The following is a 15,775-nucleotide window of genomic DNA, read 5'->3' on the forward strand; positions in this document are numbered from 1 at the left end:
CTGGAATATGCCAGCCAGAATCCGGGCAATGAGGTTTTATATTGTCTGACCCATGCGGAAATATTTGAGCTGATGAACTCAACCCAAGGTGTACTGGGTAATACATTAAATTATTTCGTTAAATCAATTTTTTTATTTAATAAATAAATAGTCATACCACCAACAGTCATTGACAATAGCTCCCCAACTCCAACCGTAAACCATGTTGCCCAAAACGGTAGATCATACAGGATTGTTAACTGTCCTGCAACGGTGAACATTGATAAAGCAAAAATCAATGCGGTAACAACCATTTTTACAAGATCATTTGTTATATTTTTCGTTACTTTTCGGCAAAGAATTAATACTAAAAATGTTGCAATTCCACCAATAGGTACATCTAATACCCACGTTGGTGACATAAAATTTGCGAGAACTACTCCTAGAGTCACGGCTAATACATAGCGCTTGTTGTATAGGGCCAGGTAGTTAAACATCTCCGACAAGCGTAGTTGAACTGCCCCAAAACTGATGACTGACAATAAAACAGTTACAGCCACATATAAAGCTGCAACTAGCGCCGTCTTTGTAAGTTCGGTTACAGAAGTACGGCTAGAATCTTTTTCAATAGATGTATTCAATTTTATTCTCCTTTGTAAAATAGCACATCCGCTATTTTAGTAATAACTACGACCAAAGGAAGAGAGCTTTTGCCCTATCTAAAGTGCCGTAGTGCAAGCTAGATTTTGCTTACTTGCGTATTATAGCAGAAGAATATCTTATTGAACAATGCTATTTCGTCAGCCAGCCGCCATCAATCGGCATAACAGCTCCATGAATATAATCAGCTACTGAACTTGCTAAATAAAGTGTTAAATTCGCTACCTCTTGTGGTTGTGCCCAGCGACCTGCAGGCGTTTCATCGGCTACCCATTTGGCCATTTCCCCATCGCCTTCAAAATCTGCCTTATTCATCGGTGTTTGGATAGCTCCAGGTGCTATGGCATTGGCACGAATTCCTTCACGACAATAATCTAAGTCCAACTGCTTCGTATAGCCTACAATCGCATGTTTAGACGCTGTATACGCCGCCCCACCACCGCCTGCAACAAGCCCTGCAATAGATGCCATATTAACGATTACGCCTGATTTTCGTTTGACCATATGGGATAATATCGTATTGGTCACAAAAAAAGTACCTTTTACATTGGTATTCATAATTTTATCCCAAAGCGCCTCATCTGTATCAAGCGTTTTTGCAAAGCCATCTAAAACGCCCGCTGTATTTAATAAAATATCTACCTGCTTAAATATTAAAATTGCAGCTTCAAATGCTTGCTTTACATCGTTCTTATTGCACACACTACCTACTTTATAGGCAAATTGTTCAGGATATTGGTGATGTAGATTTACTAACCCTTGTTCATCTAAATCAAAACCGAATACATTGGCCCCATTTTCTAAAAATGCAATAGCTTGAGCCTGTCCAATCCCTGAAGCAGCGCCCGTTACAAATACTGTCTTGCCCTTATATTCTTCAAACTTCATATATATCTCTCCTCAAAAAACAAAGAAACCACCTCATTTGAGATGGCACTTTTGATTAATTGACAATAATCCAATCTTCCGCTAATAAATCACAGACTGTCGGTGTGAACATTGTATAGCCCTCACCACGTACATTAATTAAAAAATAAGGATTCAAAGCCTCACCATCATGTTCGCTTTGTCCAACAAGCTTCACATACAATTCGGCACCGCCCCAACCTTTTCGAATTACTTTTTCTCCCGCTTTCAAGCGTGGCAATATCTCTTCAAACGTCATTTAAATTCATCCTTTATTTACATTCTTTATCGGATTAGTATACTGGAATTCTTGAATGTTTACAACCTGATCAATTATGCCTCTACATAATTGTAGCTGTCGCTTTGCTTTCGTTACATATAAACATTTACTGAAAGAAGTTAAAAATCCAAATAAAGATAACTAGCCCTCAAGCAAAGCCATATAAAGTACTTGTTGTCCATTTATGTCCGCAATGATTGTATAAATATTATTATCATTTGTAGAGAAAATCTCTGTTCCACTTTCCAATTTAGTAGCATAATAATCATTAAAATTTTTAGAGGAATTTGTAGTTTTAATAATTTCTCCTATTTTCTCACACTTAATATATTCTAATTGATTCATCGATTCCAAGCTTGTAGCATTAATATAAATCAAATTATTATACTGAAGAATATCCGCTTGAGAATGCTCTTTAAGAATAGATTTCGCAGTGGGATTAGTATTTATAGCCGGTGTACAACCTACCAATACAAATATTAGTAAATTACATATGAGTATTTTCCTCATAACTAATAACACCTTCTTTATCAATTATGCCTCTGCATAATTGTAGCTGTCGCTACAGATAAACAATGCGTCCTGAATCGGCTTTTTGCTTGCTCAAAGCCGATTTCGTGACATCCGCCAGAGGCTTTAACTACTTGGAACAACTGGAGATTCATTCAATTCCCATGAATATCGGCCTTCTATTACGTTGACAGTCCAAACCTACCTTAATTTTATCTACTCACTTCACAAATTCTTAAACCATGTTCTTCTTCATTTGCACTTGCTCGGTCTTCACTTCTAGCCCATTTTCAATCAAATAACTCGTGGCTGGATTACTTGCTGAAAAGTTAACTGTGGCTAGTTTTACTTTGTGATCTGTGATGCTTGCGATAAAGTGAGGAATTTGTTCTACAGTGCCATTCTCCAACAGTTCTAATTGATAAAGCACTATGCTGTCGATTTCCCCTGCCTGATCCCATACTGTTCTATATAACATATAGCCAATCGCTTCATTATTCTCGTTATAAAAAATTTTAGCTTCACCTTGTTTATTACTTTGCCAGCTACATTGCCATGGAACATCTTCCTGATAAAAAGATAAATGCGGTAGCTGCTCTGGCCGAATAGTTTCCACATGGATTACAGCTTGCTTTTCTACATACACTTCATATTCGCCACTTAAAAATAGTAATTGATTTGTAATTGTATAGCCGTATTTCTCGTATAATGCAATTGCTACTTTATTCTCTTTTATAGCTTCAAGCGTTGCTACTTCCACATTCTCTCTTTCATAAATGGCGATTGTTTCTTCCATTAACGCACGAGAAACACCTTTTCCACGATAGTCTGGAGAAATACCTGTTCCACCATTCCAAGAGGTTTTCTTACCATTCATTCGCCTAAAGCCATTTAATACAATACCAACAGGATTATTATGATCAAATGCGATAATTGATAGCTCTGGCGATAGCCCTTCTCCAACGAGTCGTTTTAAAAACATCTCTTCATTCATTTCTATTCGTACAAAATACCCCTCAAAGCCTTTATTCCAAGCTTTTAAAATTTCCTCTATAGTGCACTGTGAGACTGTTTTTATTTCCATGCTTTTCTCCCATCCCTTTATTAATTATGCCTCGGCATAATTTCGTCCGGAATCGGCTTTGTGCTTAGGCCTGTAGGATGCAGGTCAGTTAGCCGTTATCGCATGGATGCTATGATTTTAGGCTAACATCCTTTAAGAGCCCCTTTCCGATTCCGTGACATCCGCCGGAAGCTTTTACTGAAAGAAGTTAAATTTGAGCTACTACCTCAAAGTGATAAATCTTCTAAAGTTAATTTATCTATTATTTCATACCCATTTCCAGGACCTTTTGGCTTAACAATAACCATTCCCATATTAGAAATATTCCCTAATCCAACACTTTCGGGAAAGCTATGGGCAATGATCACTTGATTTGTACCCTGCGGTGGCTTTCTTTCTAACACCGATTGGAGATTTGATAATATATTTGTTTTTTCATAAATAGGAATGTTTCCACCCAATTTATAAATTTCATACCCAATCGGATCAATTTGGATATGGGCATAAGGAAATGCGAGCTGTGCCGTTTCAATCGTACGACAGAAAGGGCTTGCGACAATCGGTGAACTTATCGGGATTTGTAAATAGCGAAGCATTTGTCCAAAGTAAATTGCCCCCCTTCGCCCATCTTCAGACAAATTTCTTTGAGTATAACAATCTTGAAAATTTAAATTTGGCTGATCTACCCCGACAGTTGCTTGGCCATGCCTCGCATACAAAACGAATCCACCCTTTTTCAATAAATCAAGGATTGATTTATCCAAATATTCCATCTCCTCCTCATAGAATACCATTTTGATTATTAGTAATATATGAAATGAAATGCTCAAAAAATGTAAAGGTGAAAGTATGACATAAAGGATAAAATTTCAGAAATGTAAACCATAAAACTTCCATGCCTAGAGTAGTAAGGATTTATAGCAATAAATAGTTGGAAATTATATATAGGTAAGTTTAAAGAAATTTTCTCAAAAGATATCTCGAATTTAGGAAATGTTATTCTTTATTTTCTTACTTTAGGAAGTGTTTTGCTTTATATTTTAACTTTAGGACATTTAATGATTTAATCCAAACAAAAATAGGTGTAGCTCGTTCGTCGTATTGCCGTTGGAAGGCCGATAGAAATAAATTAACACACAAGGATCTTCGTGACCAACAAATTGGCGACTTATGCAAGCTGCACAAATTCAGATATGGCTATCGAAAAATCACAGAATTACTTACTGGCATTAGTGCGAAAACTGTGCAAAGTGTGATGCAAAAATATGATTGGCAATGTCGTGTGAAGGTGAAGAAACGTAAACGTACGGACAACCTCTCACATTGTCCCTAACTTATTAGCACGTGATTTTATGGCATCAAAACCGCTAGAAAAGCTCGTAACAAATATTACTTACTTGCCTTTTGGACAACCTTTCAAGAATTTAAACAAGACACTGACTTTGTCTTAGATACGAAAAATCAATTACCTACCAGAAAGCTGTATCCTGCATAGCGATCAAGGTTCTGTTTACACATCTTACACGTATCAGGAGGCAGTAAAAGAAAAAGGAATTACCATGAGCATGTCTCGTAAAGGCACGCCCGCTGATAATTCCCCAATTGAAACGTTTCACTCCTCGCTAAAGTCTGAAACGTTCTACCTCGATGATATTTATCGCACAACAAATGCGTGTGTAATAAATATTGTCGAAGAATACATTTACTATTATAACAATGTTCGGATTTAAACGAAATTAAACAACCGGTCGCCGGTTCAATACCGTCAACTGGCTGTAAAATAAGGTGTTTTCTTACTGTCTCAAAAATGACACTCAGTGCCATATCATTACATTAATTTTCTTTTGGAAGCACAATTCTTTTATACAATTGAACTGTAATGAAGAAATAAATCGAGTAAATCACTACGAAAATAACAATTGGTAACCAAATACGAAAATATGGATCAATCAAAATGGCTCCGAACATGTTCATACCAACTAATACATGAACAATGCCAAAAATTGCTGGGACTAAGAACACGAAGAATAACTCCTTATAAATTGATTGTGTTAATAACTCTCGGCGAACACCGATTTTACGAAGCATTTGATAACGTGTACAATCTTTGGATGCACCAGACAAAACTTTAAACATAAGGCAACTTGCCATCATCGCTAAGTACGCAATTCCGACGAAGAAGCCCATGAACATCAATCCACTGAACATGCCATGAAAAGAATCATACATTTCATATTTACTCTTCAGTTCTTCAGGTTTCATACTTGTATATTTAGCTAATTGCAATTCGTCAAGTTGTTTCCATTCTTTTAAGTATGATTTAAAATCATCTGTTTTCCCAATAAACACAGTATTTTCTCGACCCTTTATACTATGGTACATGTTTTTATCTACAATTTTTATTTCATGATCAGGATACATATAATATGGCTGGATTATTTGGAAAGCTTCACCCCATTGTTGCGGTGACTTCTTCACGTTTGCACCAATTGGCAGCTCTTCTGAAACTCTCTTTGTTTTCCCATACTCTTCTCTCTCATTTCTATTTTTCGCTACTAAAGGGCGATTTTTCTCTAACTCCTCTTTTAAATAGTAAATAGACTGACCATCTATTTTGTAATGATATTCAAGCTTCTCTGTAAATAAGATAGTATTCAAAATTTTCTTTTCTTCAGCTGTTGGATTATGAACGACTGAATCGTAAATTTCACTACCATTAACCACTTTTATTACGTTGTTTTTAAATGCCATACCACTAGAAATCCCACCAGCACCAAGGGCCACTAACATTGCTACCGTGGCAAGCACATTTGCTAGGCTATTCATACGGAAATTTAATTGTGCAAAAGTAAAAGCATTCAGGCCTTTTTCACTACGTTTTTTATTACTCTTTAACTTGTTAATCATAACTGGGAGAAGTGATCCAAATAAAAGGTAAGTACCAAAGGTTGCTGTGGTCAATCCAAGACCCATTAATCCAACAGCAGCCATTCCCGCATGTGGAATATAGATCAGTGATGCATAACCAATACCTAACAAAATTAAACCAAGGAATGCAACTACAACTGTCATTTTCCCTTTTACCGCAACACGTTCTGTTTGTGTATCTGCATGTACAAGCTGTAATACGGAAAAACGTACTAATTTAATACTACTCATAATTGCTGATAGTACAAATAGTGCAAAGAAGAAGATGCACGTAACAGTTATAGATGGAATATAGAATGCTTGATAACCCTCACCAGGAAATTCCAATTGTTTCATTAGTAACTGTCCGATACATTCTGCAAGTCCTACACCAACTGTAATTCCAATCGCAAGAGACGCTGCGCCTAATACGATCGTTTCAATAAACATAAGTAGTGTAACTTTATGCTTTTTGGCTCCTAACATCATATACATACCAAACTCTTTTTGGCGAAGAGATACTAAGAAAGAGTTTGCATATAAAATGTAGAAAAATGTTATAATCGCTAACAGAAAGGAACCAATGTGGAATATAGATACAATATCCCGAATAGTAGAGTTGGATTCAAGGAACGTTTTATTTAATGATAGCGTTTGAAACATATAAAAAGTAGAAATAGATACGATAAGACCAACAAGTAAGACAATATAGTCTTGTAACTTACTTTTTAGTCCTGACATGGAAAGTTTAAATAACATACATGAGCCTTCTTTCTTACGCTTTTTGTGTGCCTAAGTCTGCAAGCACGTCTAAAATTTTTTTATAAAACTCATCACGTGTACCACCGCGATGAATTTCTTTATATAGCTCACCATCTTGAATGAATAAAATACGCTGACAGTAACTTGCACAGTACGGATCATGCGTAACCATCATGATAGATACACCTTGTTCTTTATTTAAGTTTGTCATCGCATCCAGTAAACTTGCTGCATTTTTAGAATCAAGCGCTCCTGTTGGCTCGTCCCCTAAAATAATTGCTGGCTCATGTACTAACGCACGTGCTGCGGCCGAACGCTGTTTCTGTCCACCAGATACTTCAGATGGATACTTTTGAAGTATTGCTGATATTCCTAACATATCAGCTACCTTTTCTACTTTCGGCCCAATATTACGTGATGAAACACCTTGAAGTGAAAGTGGAAGTGCAATGTTCTCATAGATAGATAAATTCTCTAATAAATTAAAGTCTTGGAAAATGAACCCTAACTTTTGTGAACGGAAATCTGAAAGCTCACCTTGCTTCATTTTCGTAATATCCGTTCCTGCAATTTCAACAACGCCGTCTGTCGCTTTATCTAACGTTGAAATTACATTTAATAATGTTGTTTTACCAGAACCAGATGGCCCCATAATGCCGACAAACTCCCCCTCTTGAATTGAGAATGATACACCTTTTAACGCGTGTGATTGATTCTCACCTTTTTTACCGTACAATTTTTGAATGTTTTTTACATCTACAACTGGTTTTATCATATATATCCTCCTACGTTTGTTTTTTCATTTCTTTAAAATAAGCTACTATTCTTATTTGCTTTTAATAAAATTTTCATGTTGCATCCACCTTAAAGTTACAATGAAAACTTTCTTCTTTATCTTCTTCACTCACCTCATCGCTTTCAATATATAAATGGTAAACTATGAAAATTAAAAAATACCCCCTAAAAACCTTAAGAATTCTTAACATTTTATAAAAAAAGCTTATGGAACCTGTAATTCCATAAGCCATTCTATTTGATTGGATGTTCAACAATAAAGGACATCCAGCCATCTTTATACTCTGCATGTATATTACCATTATGAAGTTCAACGATTCTTTTTGAGATAGCAAGCCCCAGTCCATTTCCTTGATCATTTTTTCTTGCCTTATCACCCCTAAAAAATCTTTCAAACAATTTATTAGGGTCGCTAACAGACAGCTTCTCGACTTTATTTGATACTTTCAAAATTGCCTTGTTACCTATTAGTTCAAGACATATAGATAATTCGGATGGTTTCATGCTGTACTTTATCGCATTCATAAAAAGATTTTCATAAACACGTACCATTTTTTCTACATCTATGAAGATAGGTATTGTTTCTTGCGTGATTGATTTTTGAACGATTAAACTTTCCTTTTCAAATATAGGAATGTATTCTCCAACTATTTGCTCCAACAAACCTGATAAATCGACTTCATTATAGTTTAAATTAGCATCGCTGCCTGATAAACGGGTATATTCAAACAATTCATCAATTAAATATTTCAATCTCTTTGATTTTAAATAAGTGGTTTCGAGGTATTCCTGTAATTGTGTTTTACTGTCGTATTGCCCTCTTTTTAATAAATCTAAATAGCCAATAATAGATGTCAACGGTGTGCGTAAGTCATGAGATACGTTCGTTATGAGTTCATTTTTTGTACGTTCTAATCGTCTTTCCTGTTCAAATGTATTTTCCAATTCCTTAGACATATAGTTGATATTTTGAGCAAGTTGGGTCAATTCGTCCTTCCCCTTAATCCCAATTGTCAGACCTAGTTTTCCATTGGCAATATCATTCACATTATCAGAAATGAGCTTCAAATATACTATTTTCTTTCGAACCAATATCAAAAAAAGTATTATAAAGGTAAAGATTGCGAACGCGAATATGAACAACATTGCCACATTGAATTCAAACAAACCCCAATGGTCGTATTTTCTAAATAATGGATCTAAAATGAATAGAAAAGTGAGGATGGTAAAACCAAACGAGATAAAAAAACTTACTGCAACAGCACCAAGAAGTTTTATAATTATCTTATTTCTAAAACTAACATTCTTCATATTTTATACCCAAATCCCCAAACAGTTTTAATATAAATGGGATGTTTAGAATCCTCTTCAATTTTGTCTCTTATTTTCGTAATATGCACCATGACGGTATTATCCGATTTATAAAAAACCTCTTTCCAAACGGATTCATATATTTTTTCAACACTCAGGACAATCCCTTTGTTACCGGCAAGTAGTTCGAGTATGTCAAACTCTTTTGTAGTTAGCCTTGTTTCCTTTCCCCTTACCCATACTTGACGTGTATCAGTATTCACAGTTAAATCACCAATTTCTAGGATGCTTTTATTATGATTTATTGACGTATTGTATTTTTTAAACCTTCTTAATTGGGATTTTACCCTAGCGATTAATTCCAATGGATTAAACGGTTTTGATAAATAATCGTCTGCACCAGAGGCTAGACCCTGAATTTTGTCTATATCCTCAGATTTTGCAGATAGCATAATGATAGGCATATTACGGTCTTCCCTAATCTTCATACACGCTTCAATACCATTCATATTAGGCATCATAATATCTAAAATAATCAGATCAAACTCCTCTTCTTCTAACAGTTGTAAAGCTTCCAAAGCATCTCCTGTCTTTTGAGTTTTCAGCCCTTCATTTTCCAAATAAACAGAGATAAGATTTCTAATCTCTCTATCATCATCAACAATAAGAATTTTTGACTCCATATGATTCCTCCACATTTTTCTTGTATTGACCAACTAAAGACATAAGCAGGTGAGACATTTCTATCTTCTCCTTATTGTAAACTTACAAACGGAAGACAAGAAATAACATAATAGATATAAGTAATATCGTTCCCCTAATATATTGTTCAATATTTACTGTTGATCCATATACAATTAATAAGTTCCCTCTTCTTTTAATTAATTTTTCTATGAATACACCTGTACTCAGTCCATATTTGACAATGTAATTTACTTTCTTCAAATCAATTCCTTCAATCATTTTGTCTCCACACCAACTGATTTTTAGTGCATTATATACAGAAATAAGAAAGCGAATTGTTTTCATACCTAATCACCCACTGGTTTGAATTCATAATCATAATAGAGTCCAAACTTTAAGAAAAAGGGGCAAAAGTTCTTAAAATTCTTAAGCTTTCTACAGCATTTTGTCATAAGAAAATATGGCACTCCTGAAATGTTCACTATTAGCCAATGAGCATATCTAATAAACTTACGTCTTGAAGACGAAGTCTGCGGAATTTTGTGAGTGGGCTTGAATCAATCACGTCATCTTCTGGCGCCATACCTAAAAAATACTTGAAAGGCATGTCATATTTTGAACGTTCGACAAGGTCTAAATCAGATACATTAAAAGTGGCTTTTAACAATAAGTACTTAAACATTCGAATCGGAGGAATCACATTTCTTCCATTGTCTAAACAATATTTTGTTTTCAATTCTTCTAAGATGTACTATTTTTTGTTGCCATTCCAATATCCATCAAATAAAAAAAGAGTCTCCCTCTTATTTCATTCTATAGAAACAAGAGGGGGATTTTCCAATATACTTCCCAAAATTTAACTAGATAATATTACAAAAAAACAATTCATAATTCCTTAATGATAGAAGGTGTTTTTCACACCTTTAATAATTTCTTCCCAAAACACAATATTGAACCTGCACCCACGTTAATTCAAAAGAAGTATACCCTGAAAGAAGGGGTATAATCATGATTATTGATTAATCTAGCGCCGTATTTACTGATTCAATAGCATGTATTACAGTTGTATCAAATAAAGGAACTTCTGAATCCTCTTGTTTTACTAATAGTCCAATTTCTGTACAACCTAATATTATTCCTTCAGCACCTTCATCAACTAAACTCTTAATAACCTTTTTGTAATAATCTCTTGATGATTGCTGAATGTTTCCTAAACATAACTCATCATAAATAACTTTATGTACTACGTCTCGTTCAGAAGAATTTGGTACTAATACTCTTATACCATTTGACTCTATTCGAGATTTATAAAAGTCTTGCTCCATAGTAAACTTAGTCCCCAATAATCCTACTTTATTAATGTTTGACTTTTTAATTTGTTTTGCTGTGGCTTCTGCAATATGTAAAATAGGTATATTTAATTTTTCTTCAATATATTCAATTACTTTATGCATAGTATTTGTACAAATAATAATAAATTCTGCCCCTCCTTTTTCTAATGAAAGAGCAACATCACCTAAAAGTTTTCCGGCCTTGTCCCACTCACCTCTTACTTGATAACGTTCAACCTCTGCAAAATCAACACTATGTAACAAACATTTTGCTGAATGTAAACCACCTAATCTCTTTTTTACCTCTTCATTTATAATTCGATAATATTCAACTGATGATTCCCAACTCATTCCACCAATTAGTCCGATAGTCTTCATAAGTTTCCCCCGTAATTTTTAAATTTGTGTAAATGTTTCAAATCTTTTATCCCAGCATAACAATTGTATATAAAAACAGTTTTATTTCAATATCTTATTTTCTATGTCCAACTTAGTGTACCCTATAAAATTTATTAATAAATCATATCAAATTAGTTCCTTTAATTATTCCTATCGCAATCCCCATGGCACTCCCAAGTGTAATACCTAAAGCAGGATTAGTAATAAGTAAACCAAAGATTGAACCAACTCCCATTCCTATAAACATGCTGATTATCATTAATCTATTTGTTCCTTTATCATCTTTAAACAAAAAGCATTCCTCTTTTCTATTTAAATTAACTATCTGATCTGTTTTCTATCTTCGATACTATCTTTCATTATGAAATGCGTCTCAAACTTCATCTCTTATACTTATTTTTCTTTCTTAAATTCACAAAAAAAAATTGTTACGTTGGTTCGCTTTTTTTGCGATAAAGGTGCGTGCCAACGCACCCAATAAGCAGTTTGTGATCGGGAATAATCCATTATGTTTAATCCTTTTCTATTTTGGCACATAACATTAATTAAAGAGGCATTTTTTATTAAAACTTTATTTTTTCGACAAGTTGATAGTTCCGATAACACACTTAACAATAACTCTGAAATTAAAAGGTTATTTTGGTGGAAAAGTTAATAATACAAGTTCGTTGGGTAGGTGATATTTCTGTTTCAATATTAGTACTTGCGTGTGAAAATGCTTTTCCGTATTGTGAAATGAAGCCCAGATAATAAATTTATTTCTCTGATGTTATTTGTAAATCCTCTGGTTAAACGTGTCTCATCAAAGAAAACTTCATCAACTGTATTAGAAGTTTGTTCAACACTTTTTTAGGACTTAATATATTTGTTAAACCTTGCTCGTGTACCTGTTCTAAGCATTTATATCCAGACTCACTAAAGTCTGCCCCTGTCCGCAATGACGGCGAATATCTTGGATTTGATGAGTATTTTAGACCAACATGTGTACGTGAACACAGCTATTGTTATGACAGCTTCAATGAAAAATTCGAACACTAAAGTTCATAAGACCAAAGGAATGTGCAACCTGTCCATTACGTAATGATTCAATCTGTCAAAAGGTTTTCAAAATCAAGCATAAGGTTTCCTAAAATAAAATAAAGCATAAGGTTTCCAAATGGAAATTTTATGCTTTATGTCACAGAAAGTTAAAATAGTTTTTTGCAAAGTGAAGAGTGGAGGAGTTGCTTCACGGAAAAGCAGGCAGCTAATTTAGCATGTTTATCTCTTTATTTCGCAAGTAGAACTTTCAATTTAGCCATTAGAACCCTTACTTCTCCTGTAGTACACGAAGCGATTACTCTAATTGAACAATCGCACTCCGTTATTTGAAGTAGTTAATAATATCTGATTTATTTTGATGATTTAAAAATTGGTGATGTTTGTTTCTCCCAATCAGTCGGTCCAGCATTAGAATCTATAAACTTCTGCCAATACTCGCCACTTTTCTTATCAAATATAATAAGATTACTTTCATTTGCTGAGATTAACTCATATCTAAATTGCGCTTCTTTTGCTGCATCTTCTTGTTTAGAGTGCAAAGACTGTGAAATAAACCAAGAACCTAAAAGAATACATATTCCTAAAAAAATAATTGAAAAAGACATAATATGTTTATTCATTTTACGACCCCTTTATAAGTAATAATTTCATTGTATCATTTAACAAAAAATAACATTTCACTTTTTCCCTTCTTCAACTAAACCGCCCAGTTAGTCCAATAAGAAAAACATACTAAGATTAGTAGTGCAGACCAAGGCATTGGTTCGTACTACTATTTTTTTATATAGTAGAGGTGAAGAATAGGTCGGGCAGCTCTTTGGATCTTGAATCCGTAAAAAAAACTGACCTACTTCACAACCTTATTTGAATCAGGTTTAAGTATGTTGGATCCTTTGAGATCGTGTATAAGAAATGGGAATCAATAAGGCTAATGTGAAGACTTCAAAACACATAGGGAGGGAGAACATGAAACATGTCATCGCCTTTGATATTAGTATGGGAAAGAGTTATATGGTTGTCTATAACGCGCTGAAAAAATGTCAGTTGGAAAAGGAAATTGCGCACAATCGTCCGGGATTTATGGACCTTAAAAAGTTAATTGATGACTTAATTGAAGGATATGATGAGCAACCTCATATCGTATTTGAATCTACAGGAGTCTATTCAAGAACATTGGAACGTTTCATGCAAGAGAACAACTATAGTTATTGCCTATTAAATCCCTTGGAAGCAAAACTCCAATGTGATTCCTTACGGATTCACAAAACGGACCGAAGTGATGCACATCAATTGGCACTCACACACTTTACGCACGAAAGACGGATTGAAACAGATTCCAATGATGTTTACCGTCAGTTAAAACGATTATCGAGACACTACAGCGAATTGGATGATGAATTGAGCGTCACCCGCAGTCGATTGCATAAGGTCGTCCAGGAAACATTTCCTGAACTCGAGAATATTTTCACGACCAAGTCTGAACTGTTCCTAAACGTAGTACAATTATACCCTCATCCAGATCTAGTCTTGAATCATTCAAAAACAATCATTAAAAATCGAATACTCGCAAACACAAATAAACGAATGGCAGTAAACAAAGCAGAAGAAAAAGCTGTTGAATTAATAGAGGCCGCAAAGCAATCTTACCCCGCCGCGTCTTCAACAGATGTGGTTTGTGATCAAGTTCGTGTATATGCTAAACGGTTTCAAGAGCTTCTCCTTCAGAAAGAACAATGTATCAGTAAAATGGAGTCGATAGCCGAAAGGCTTGAAGAGTATAGCATAATACGTAGTATTCCGGCTATTGGAGCTAACTCAGCTGTCAGAATCATAGCAGAAATTGGGAACATTCAGAGGTTTGACAACAACAGACAGTTGAATGCCTATACAGGTATTGATATTAGGCGGTATCAATCCGGGAAGTTTATAGCTAAAGACAAGATTAATAAACGCGGCAATAAACACCTACGTAAAATAATGTATCTAACCGTTCAGAACATGATTAGACAGCGACGATTTGGTGGAAATCACATCGTTGAGTACTACGATAAATTAAAAACGCAACCCTATAACAAATGTCATAAGGTTGCCTCCATCGCATGTGTAAACAAGTTATTGAAAACGATCTTCTTTCTTGTCACACATAATCAAAACTACGACTACAGGTTGGCTCCCTAGTACAGTCGTAGCATCAGTTTAACATACTAAAGCCTTATGAAAAATCGAAAAATCACTAGGCTTATTCGGCATGGTCCAATTTATCAAAATAATATCAGAGAGTTAAGAAAGTTATTATAGATACTTGACTAATCGTAAGAAAAGAGCTGCCAATGCAACTCAATGATCTTCAAGTAAAGCACCCCGTTACTTTAAGTAGAAATCTTCACAATCTGACATTAAAAATAATTTCTTGTCTAACTATTTCTTAATTTTATCAAAGTCTTGCTTCAACAAAGAATACATATATAAATCATCAAATTTACCACGTGTAAACTCATAATTCCTTAATAACCCTTCTCTGATAAAACCTAATTTTTCTACTAACTTTTGTGATGGGATATTAGGTGGCTCGATTAATGCTTCTATCCTTTGAAAATTCATATGTTCATATCCGTAACTTATTATAGCTTCAACTGCCTCGTGTGCTATACCTTTTCCCCACTGCTCTTTACTCAATTCAAAGCCAATTTCAGTACGGAAATGATGAGAGACTTTGTTATGAAAACCACAACTGCCAATAACAATTCCTTGCTCTTTTAAAGTAATTCCCCATCTAATACCCGTTTTGTTGTTTTGTAATGATTGATACCATGAAATCTCATCCAAGACATCGTCTATCGATTTAAAAGGTTCTAATCCATAATATTTCATTACTTCTTCATCAGACAGATATTTCAAAATGCTGTTAACATCTTCTTTTGTAACTTTTCTTAACACTAATCTTTTAGTCTCAAGTATGGGAAATTTATCAGTATCTATGGTCATAGTAACCACTCCTCATTTTTTCACTTTTTTGTATTGCTTCGTCTTCGTTAGTACAATATCTGCATAACAACACTAACATAATATTCCAACTGTTCTATTGATAATTTGCATAAAGTGACCATAATATGTTTACTTTGTTTAACACTTGCCCTCGGCATACCT

The 15,775-nt window shown here is 34.5% G+C and carries 16 protein-coding genes and 3 pseudogenes; 3 read left to right on the plus strand and 16 right to left on the minus strand.

Translation table 11 applies throughout. The annotated features are described in order from the left end of the window. Positions 1-110 precede the first annotated feature (110 nt). The 6 genes from ACZ11_RS12965 to ACZ11_RS12990 all read right to left on the minus strand — a co-directional run bounded on the left by ACZ11_RS12965 (position 111) and on the right by ACZ11_RS12990 (position 4,171). Positions 111-620, minus strand: coding sequence for a QueT transporter family protein (locus ACZ11_RS12965; protein WP_134008701.1), 510 nt, complete (start codon positions 618-620; stop codon positions 111-113). A gap of 151 nt (positions 621-771) precedes the next feature. Further along, positions 772-1,527: a 3-oxoacyl-ACP reductase gene (locus ACZ11_RS12970; protein ID WP_049666660.1), complete on the minus strand. Its 756-nt coding sequence runs from the start codon at positions 1,525-1,527 to the stop codon at positions 772-774. 55 nt (positions 1,528-1,582) lie between these two features. After that, complete coding sequence (locus ACZ11_RS12975) at positions 1,583-1,804, minus strand: DUF2829 domain-containing protein (RefSeq protein ID WP_049666662.1); 222 nt, start codon at positions 1,802-1,804, stop codon at positions 1,583-1,585. A gap of 162 nt (positions 1,805-1,966) precedes the next feature. Then, positions 1,967-2,335: a hypothetical protein gene (locus tag ACZ11_RS12980; protein ID WP_049666664.1), complete on the minus strand. Its 369-nt coding sequence runs from the start codon at positions 2,333-2,335 to the stop codon at positions 1,967-1,969. 235 nt (positions 2,336-2,570) lie between these two features. Beyond that, complete coding sequence (locus ACZ11_RS12985; protein ID WP_049666667.1) at positions 2,571-3,419, minus strand: GNAT family N-acetyltransferase; 849 nt, start codon at positions 3,417-3,419, stop codon at positions 2,571-2,573. A gap of 206 nt (positions 3,420-3,625) precedes the next feature. Beyond that, positions 3,626-4,171 (minus strand): histidine phosphatase family protein, encoded by a 546-nt coding sequence (locus ACZ11_RS12990; protein WP_403089195.1) that lies wholly within the window; start codon positions 4,169-4,171, stop codon positions 3,626-3,628. A gap of 305 nt (positions 4,172-4,476) precedes the next feature. Between ACZ11_RS12990 and ACZ11_RS27025 the strand changes: the two are divergent. Then, positions 4,477-5,128 (plus strand): annotated as a pseudogene (locus tag ACZ11_RS27025) (IS3 family transposase); the annotation flags it as partial. Between the two features lie 103 nt (positions 5,129-5,231). On the opposite strand, the gene ACZ11_RS12995 reads toward ACZ11_RS27025, so the two are convergent. The 8 genes and pseudogenes from ACZ11_RS12995 to ACZ11_RS26625 all read right to left on the minus strand — a co-directional run bounded on the left by ACZ11_RS12995 (position 5,232) and on the right by ACZ11_RS26625 (position 11,879). Beyond that, the gene (locus ACZ11_RS12995) at positions 5,232-7,064 is read right to left on the minus strand and encodes an FtsX-like permease family protein (protein ID WP_049666671.1); all 1,833 of its coding nucleotides are present in this window, start codon (positions 7,062-7,064) and stop codon (positions 5,232-5,234) included. A gap of 16 nt (positions 7,065-7,080) precedes the next feature. Then, complete coding sequence (locus ACZ11_RS13000; RefSeq protein WP_049666673.1) at positions 7,081-7,842, minus strand: ABC transporter ATP-binding protein; 762 nt, start codon at positions 7,840-7,842, stop codon at positions 7,081-7,083. A 254-nt stretch (positions 7,843-8,096) separates the two neighbouring features. Next, complete coding sequence (locus tag ACZ11_RS13010) at positions 8,097-9,173, minus strand: HAMP domain-containing sensor histidine kinase (RefSeq protein WP_049666677.1); 1,077 nt, start codon at positions 9,171-9,173, stop codon at positions 8,097-8,099. Beyond that, on the minus strand, positions 9,170-9,856 hold the full coding sequence (locus tag ACZ11_RS13015) for a response regulator transcription factor (protein WP_049666679.1): 687 nt from the start codon (positions 9,854-9,856) through the stop codon (positions 9,170-9,172). The genes ACZ11_RS13010 and ACZ11_RS13015 overlap by 4 nt, the downstream gene beginning before the upstream one ends. Positions 9,857-9,938: 82 nt before the next feature. Continuing rightward, on the minus strand, positions 9,939-10,202 hold the full coding sequence (locus ACZ11_RS26620) for a hypothetical protein (protein ID WP_049666681.1): 264 nt from the start codon (positions 10,200-10,202) through the stop codon (positions 9,939-9,941). 145 nt (positions 10,203-10,347) lie between these two features. Further along, positions 10,348-10,608 (minus strand): annotated as a pseudogene (locus tag ACZ11_RS13025) (transposase); the annotation flags it as partial. A gap of 268 nt (positions 10,609-10,876) precedes the next feature. Beyond that, on the minus strand, positions 10,877-11,566 hold the full coding sequence (locus tag ACZ11_RS13030) for an aspartate/glutamate racemase family protein (protein ID WP_049666684.1): 690 nt from the start codon (positions 11,564-11,566) through the stop codon (positions 10,877-10,879). A 142-nt stretch (positions 11,567-11,708) separates the two neighbouring features. Then, complete coding sequence (locus ACZ11_RS26625; protein ID WP_169776067.1) at positions 11,709-11,879, minus strand: hypothetical protein; 171 nt, start codon at positions 11,877-11,879, stop codon at positions 11,709-11,711. Between the two features lie 641 nt (positions 11,880-12,520). Here ACZ11_RS26625 and ACZ11_RS27030 point away from each other — a divergent pair. Further along, positions 12,521-12,702, plus strand: a pseudogene (locus tag ACZ11_RS27030) (IS5/IS1182 family transposase); the annotation flags it as partial. Positions 12,703-12,978: 276 nt separating this feature from the next. On the opposite strand, the gene ACZ11_RS13035 reads toward ACZ11_RS27030, so the two are convergent. Beyond that, entirely contained in the window at positions 12,979-13,248 is a 270-nt protein-coding gene (locus ACZ11_RS13035; protein WP_236690849.1) for a hypothetical protein, read from the minus strand. A 346-nt stretch (positions 13,249-13,594) separates the two neighbouring features. Here ACZ11_RS13035 and ACZ11_RS13040 point away from each other — a divergent pair, with 346 nt between their 5' ends. Then, entirely contained in the window at positions 13,595-14,806 is a 1,212-nt protein-coding gene (locus tag ACZ11_RS13040) for an IS110 family RNA-guided transposase (RefSeq protein WP_049664684.1), read from the plus strand. A gap of 240 nt (positions 14,807-15,046) precedes the next feature. On the opposite strand, the gene ACZ11_RS13045 is transcribed toward ACZ11_RS13040, so the two are convergent. Beyond that, entirely contained in the window at positions 15,047-15,613 is a 567-nt protein-coding gene (locus ACZ11_RS13045; RefSeq protein WP_049666686.1) for a GNAT family N-acetyltransferase, read from the minus strand. Between the last annotated feature and the right edge of the window lie 162 nt (positions 15,614-15,775).

The organism is Lysinibacillus xylanilyticus (assembly GCF_001183605.1).
Classification (GTDB): domain Bacteria; phylum Bacillota; class Bacilli; order Bacillales_A; family Planococcaceae; genus Lysinibacillus; species Lysinibacillus xylanilyticus.

Coding starts and splice junctions, on each gene's coding strand:
- ACZ11_RS13045 (WP_049666686.1), bottom strand. CDS start 15,613: ATGACCATAGATACTGATAAATTTCCCATACTTGAGACTAAAAGATTA.
- ACZ11_RS12980 (WP_049666664.1), bottom strand. CDS start 2,335: ATGAGGAAAATACTCATATGTAATTTACTAATATTTGTATTGGTAGGT.
- ACZ11_RS12990 (WP_403089195.1), bottom strand. CDS start 4,171: ATGGAATATTTGGATAAATCAATCCTTGATTTATTGAAAAAGGGTGGA.
- ACZ11_RS13035 (WP_236690849.1), bottom strand. CDS start 13,248: ATGAATAAACATATTATGTCTTTTTCAATTATTTTTTTAGGAATATGT.
- ACZ11_RS13040 (WP_049664684.1), top strand. CDS start 13,595: ATGAAACATGTCATCGCCTTTGATATTAGTATGGGAAAGAGTTATATG.
- ACZ11_RS13030 (WP_049666684.1), bottom strand. CDS start 11,566: ATGAAGACTATCGGACTAATTGGTGGAATGAGTTGGGAATCATCAGTT.
- ACZ11_RS13000 (WP_049666673.1), bottom strand. CDS start 7,842: ATGATAAAACCAGTTGTAGATGTAAAAAACATTCAAAAATTGTACGGT.
- ACZ11_RS26620 (WP_049666681.1), bottom strand. CDS start 10,202: ATGAAAACAATTCGCTTTCTTATTTCTGTATATAATGCACTAAAAATC.
- ACZ11_RS12975 (WP_049666662.1), bottom strand. CDS start 1,804: ATGACGTTTGAAGAGATATTGCCACGCTTGAAAGCGGGAGAAAAAGTA.
- ACZ11_RS13015 (WP_049666679.1), bottom strand. CDS start 9,856: ATGGAGTCAAAAATTCTTATTGTTGATGATGATAGAGAGATTAGAAAT.
- ACZ11_RS12995 (WP_049666671.1), bottom strand. CDS start 7,064: ATGTTATTTAAACTTTCCATGTCAGGACTAAAAAGTAAGTTACAAGAC.
- ACZ11_RS13010 (WP_049666677.1), bottom strand. CDS start 9,173: ATGAAGAATGTTAGTTTTAGAAATAAGATAATTATAAAACTTCTTGGT.
- ACZ11_RS12970 (WP_049666660.1), bottom strand. CDS start 1,527: ATGAAGTTTGAAGAATATAAGGGCAAGACAGTATTTGTAACGGGCGCT.
- ACZ11_RS12985 (WP_049666667.1), bottom strand. CDS start 3,419: ATGGAAATAAAAACAGTCTCACAGTGCACTATAGAGGAAATTTTAAAA.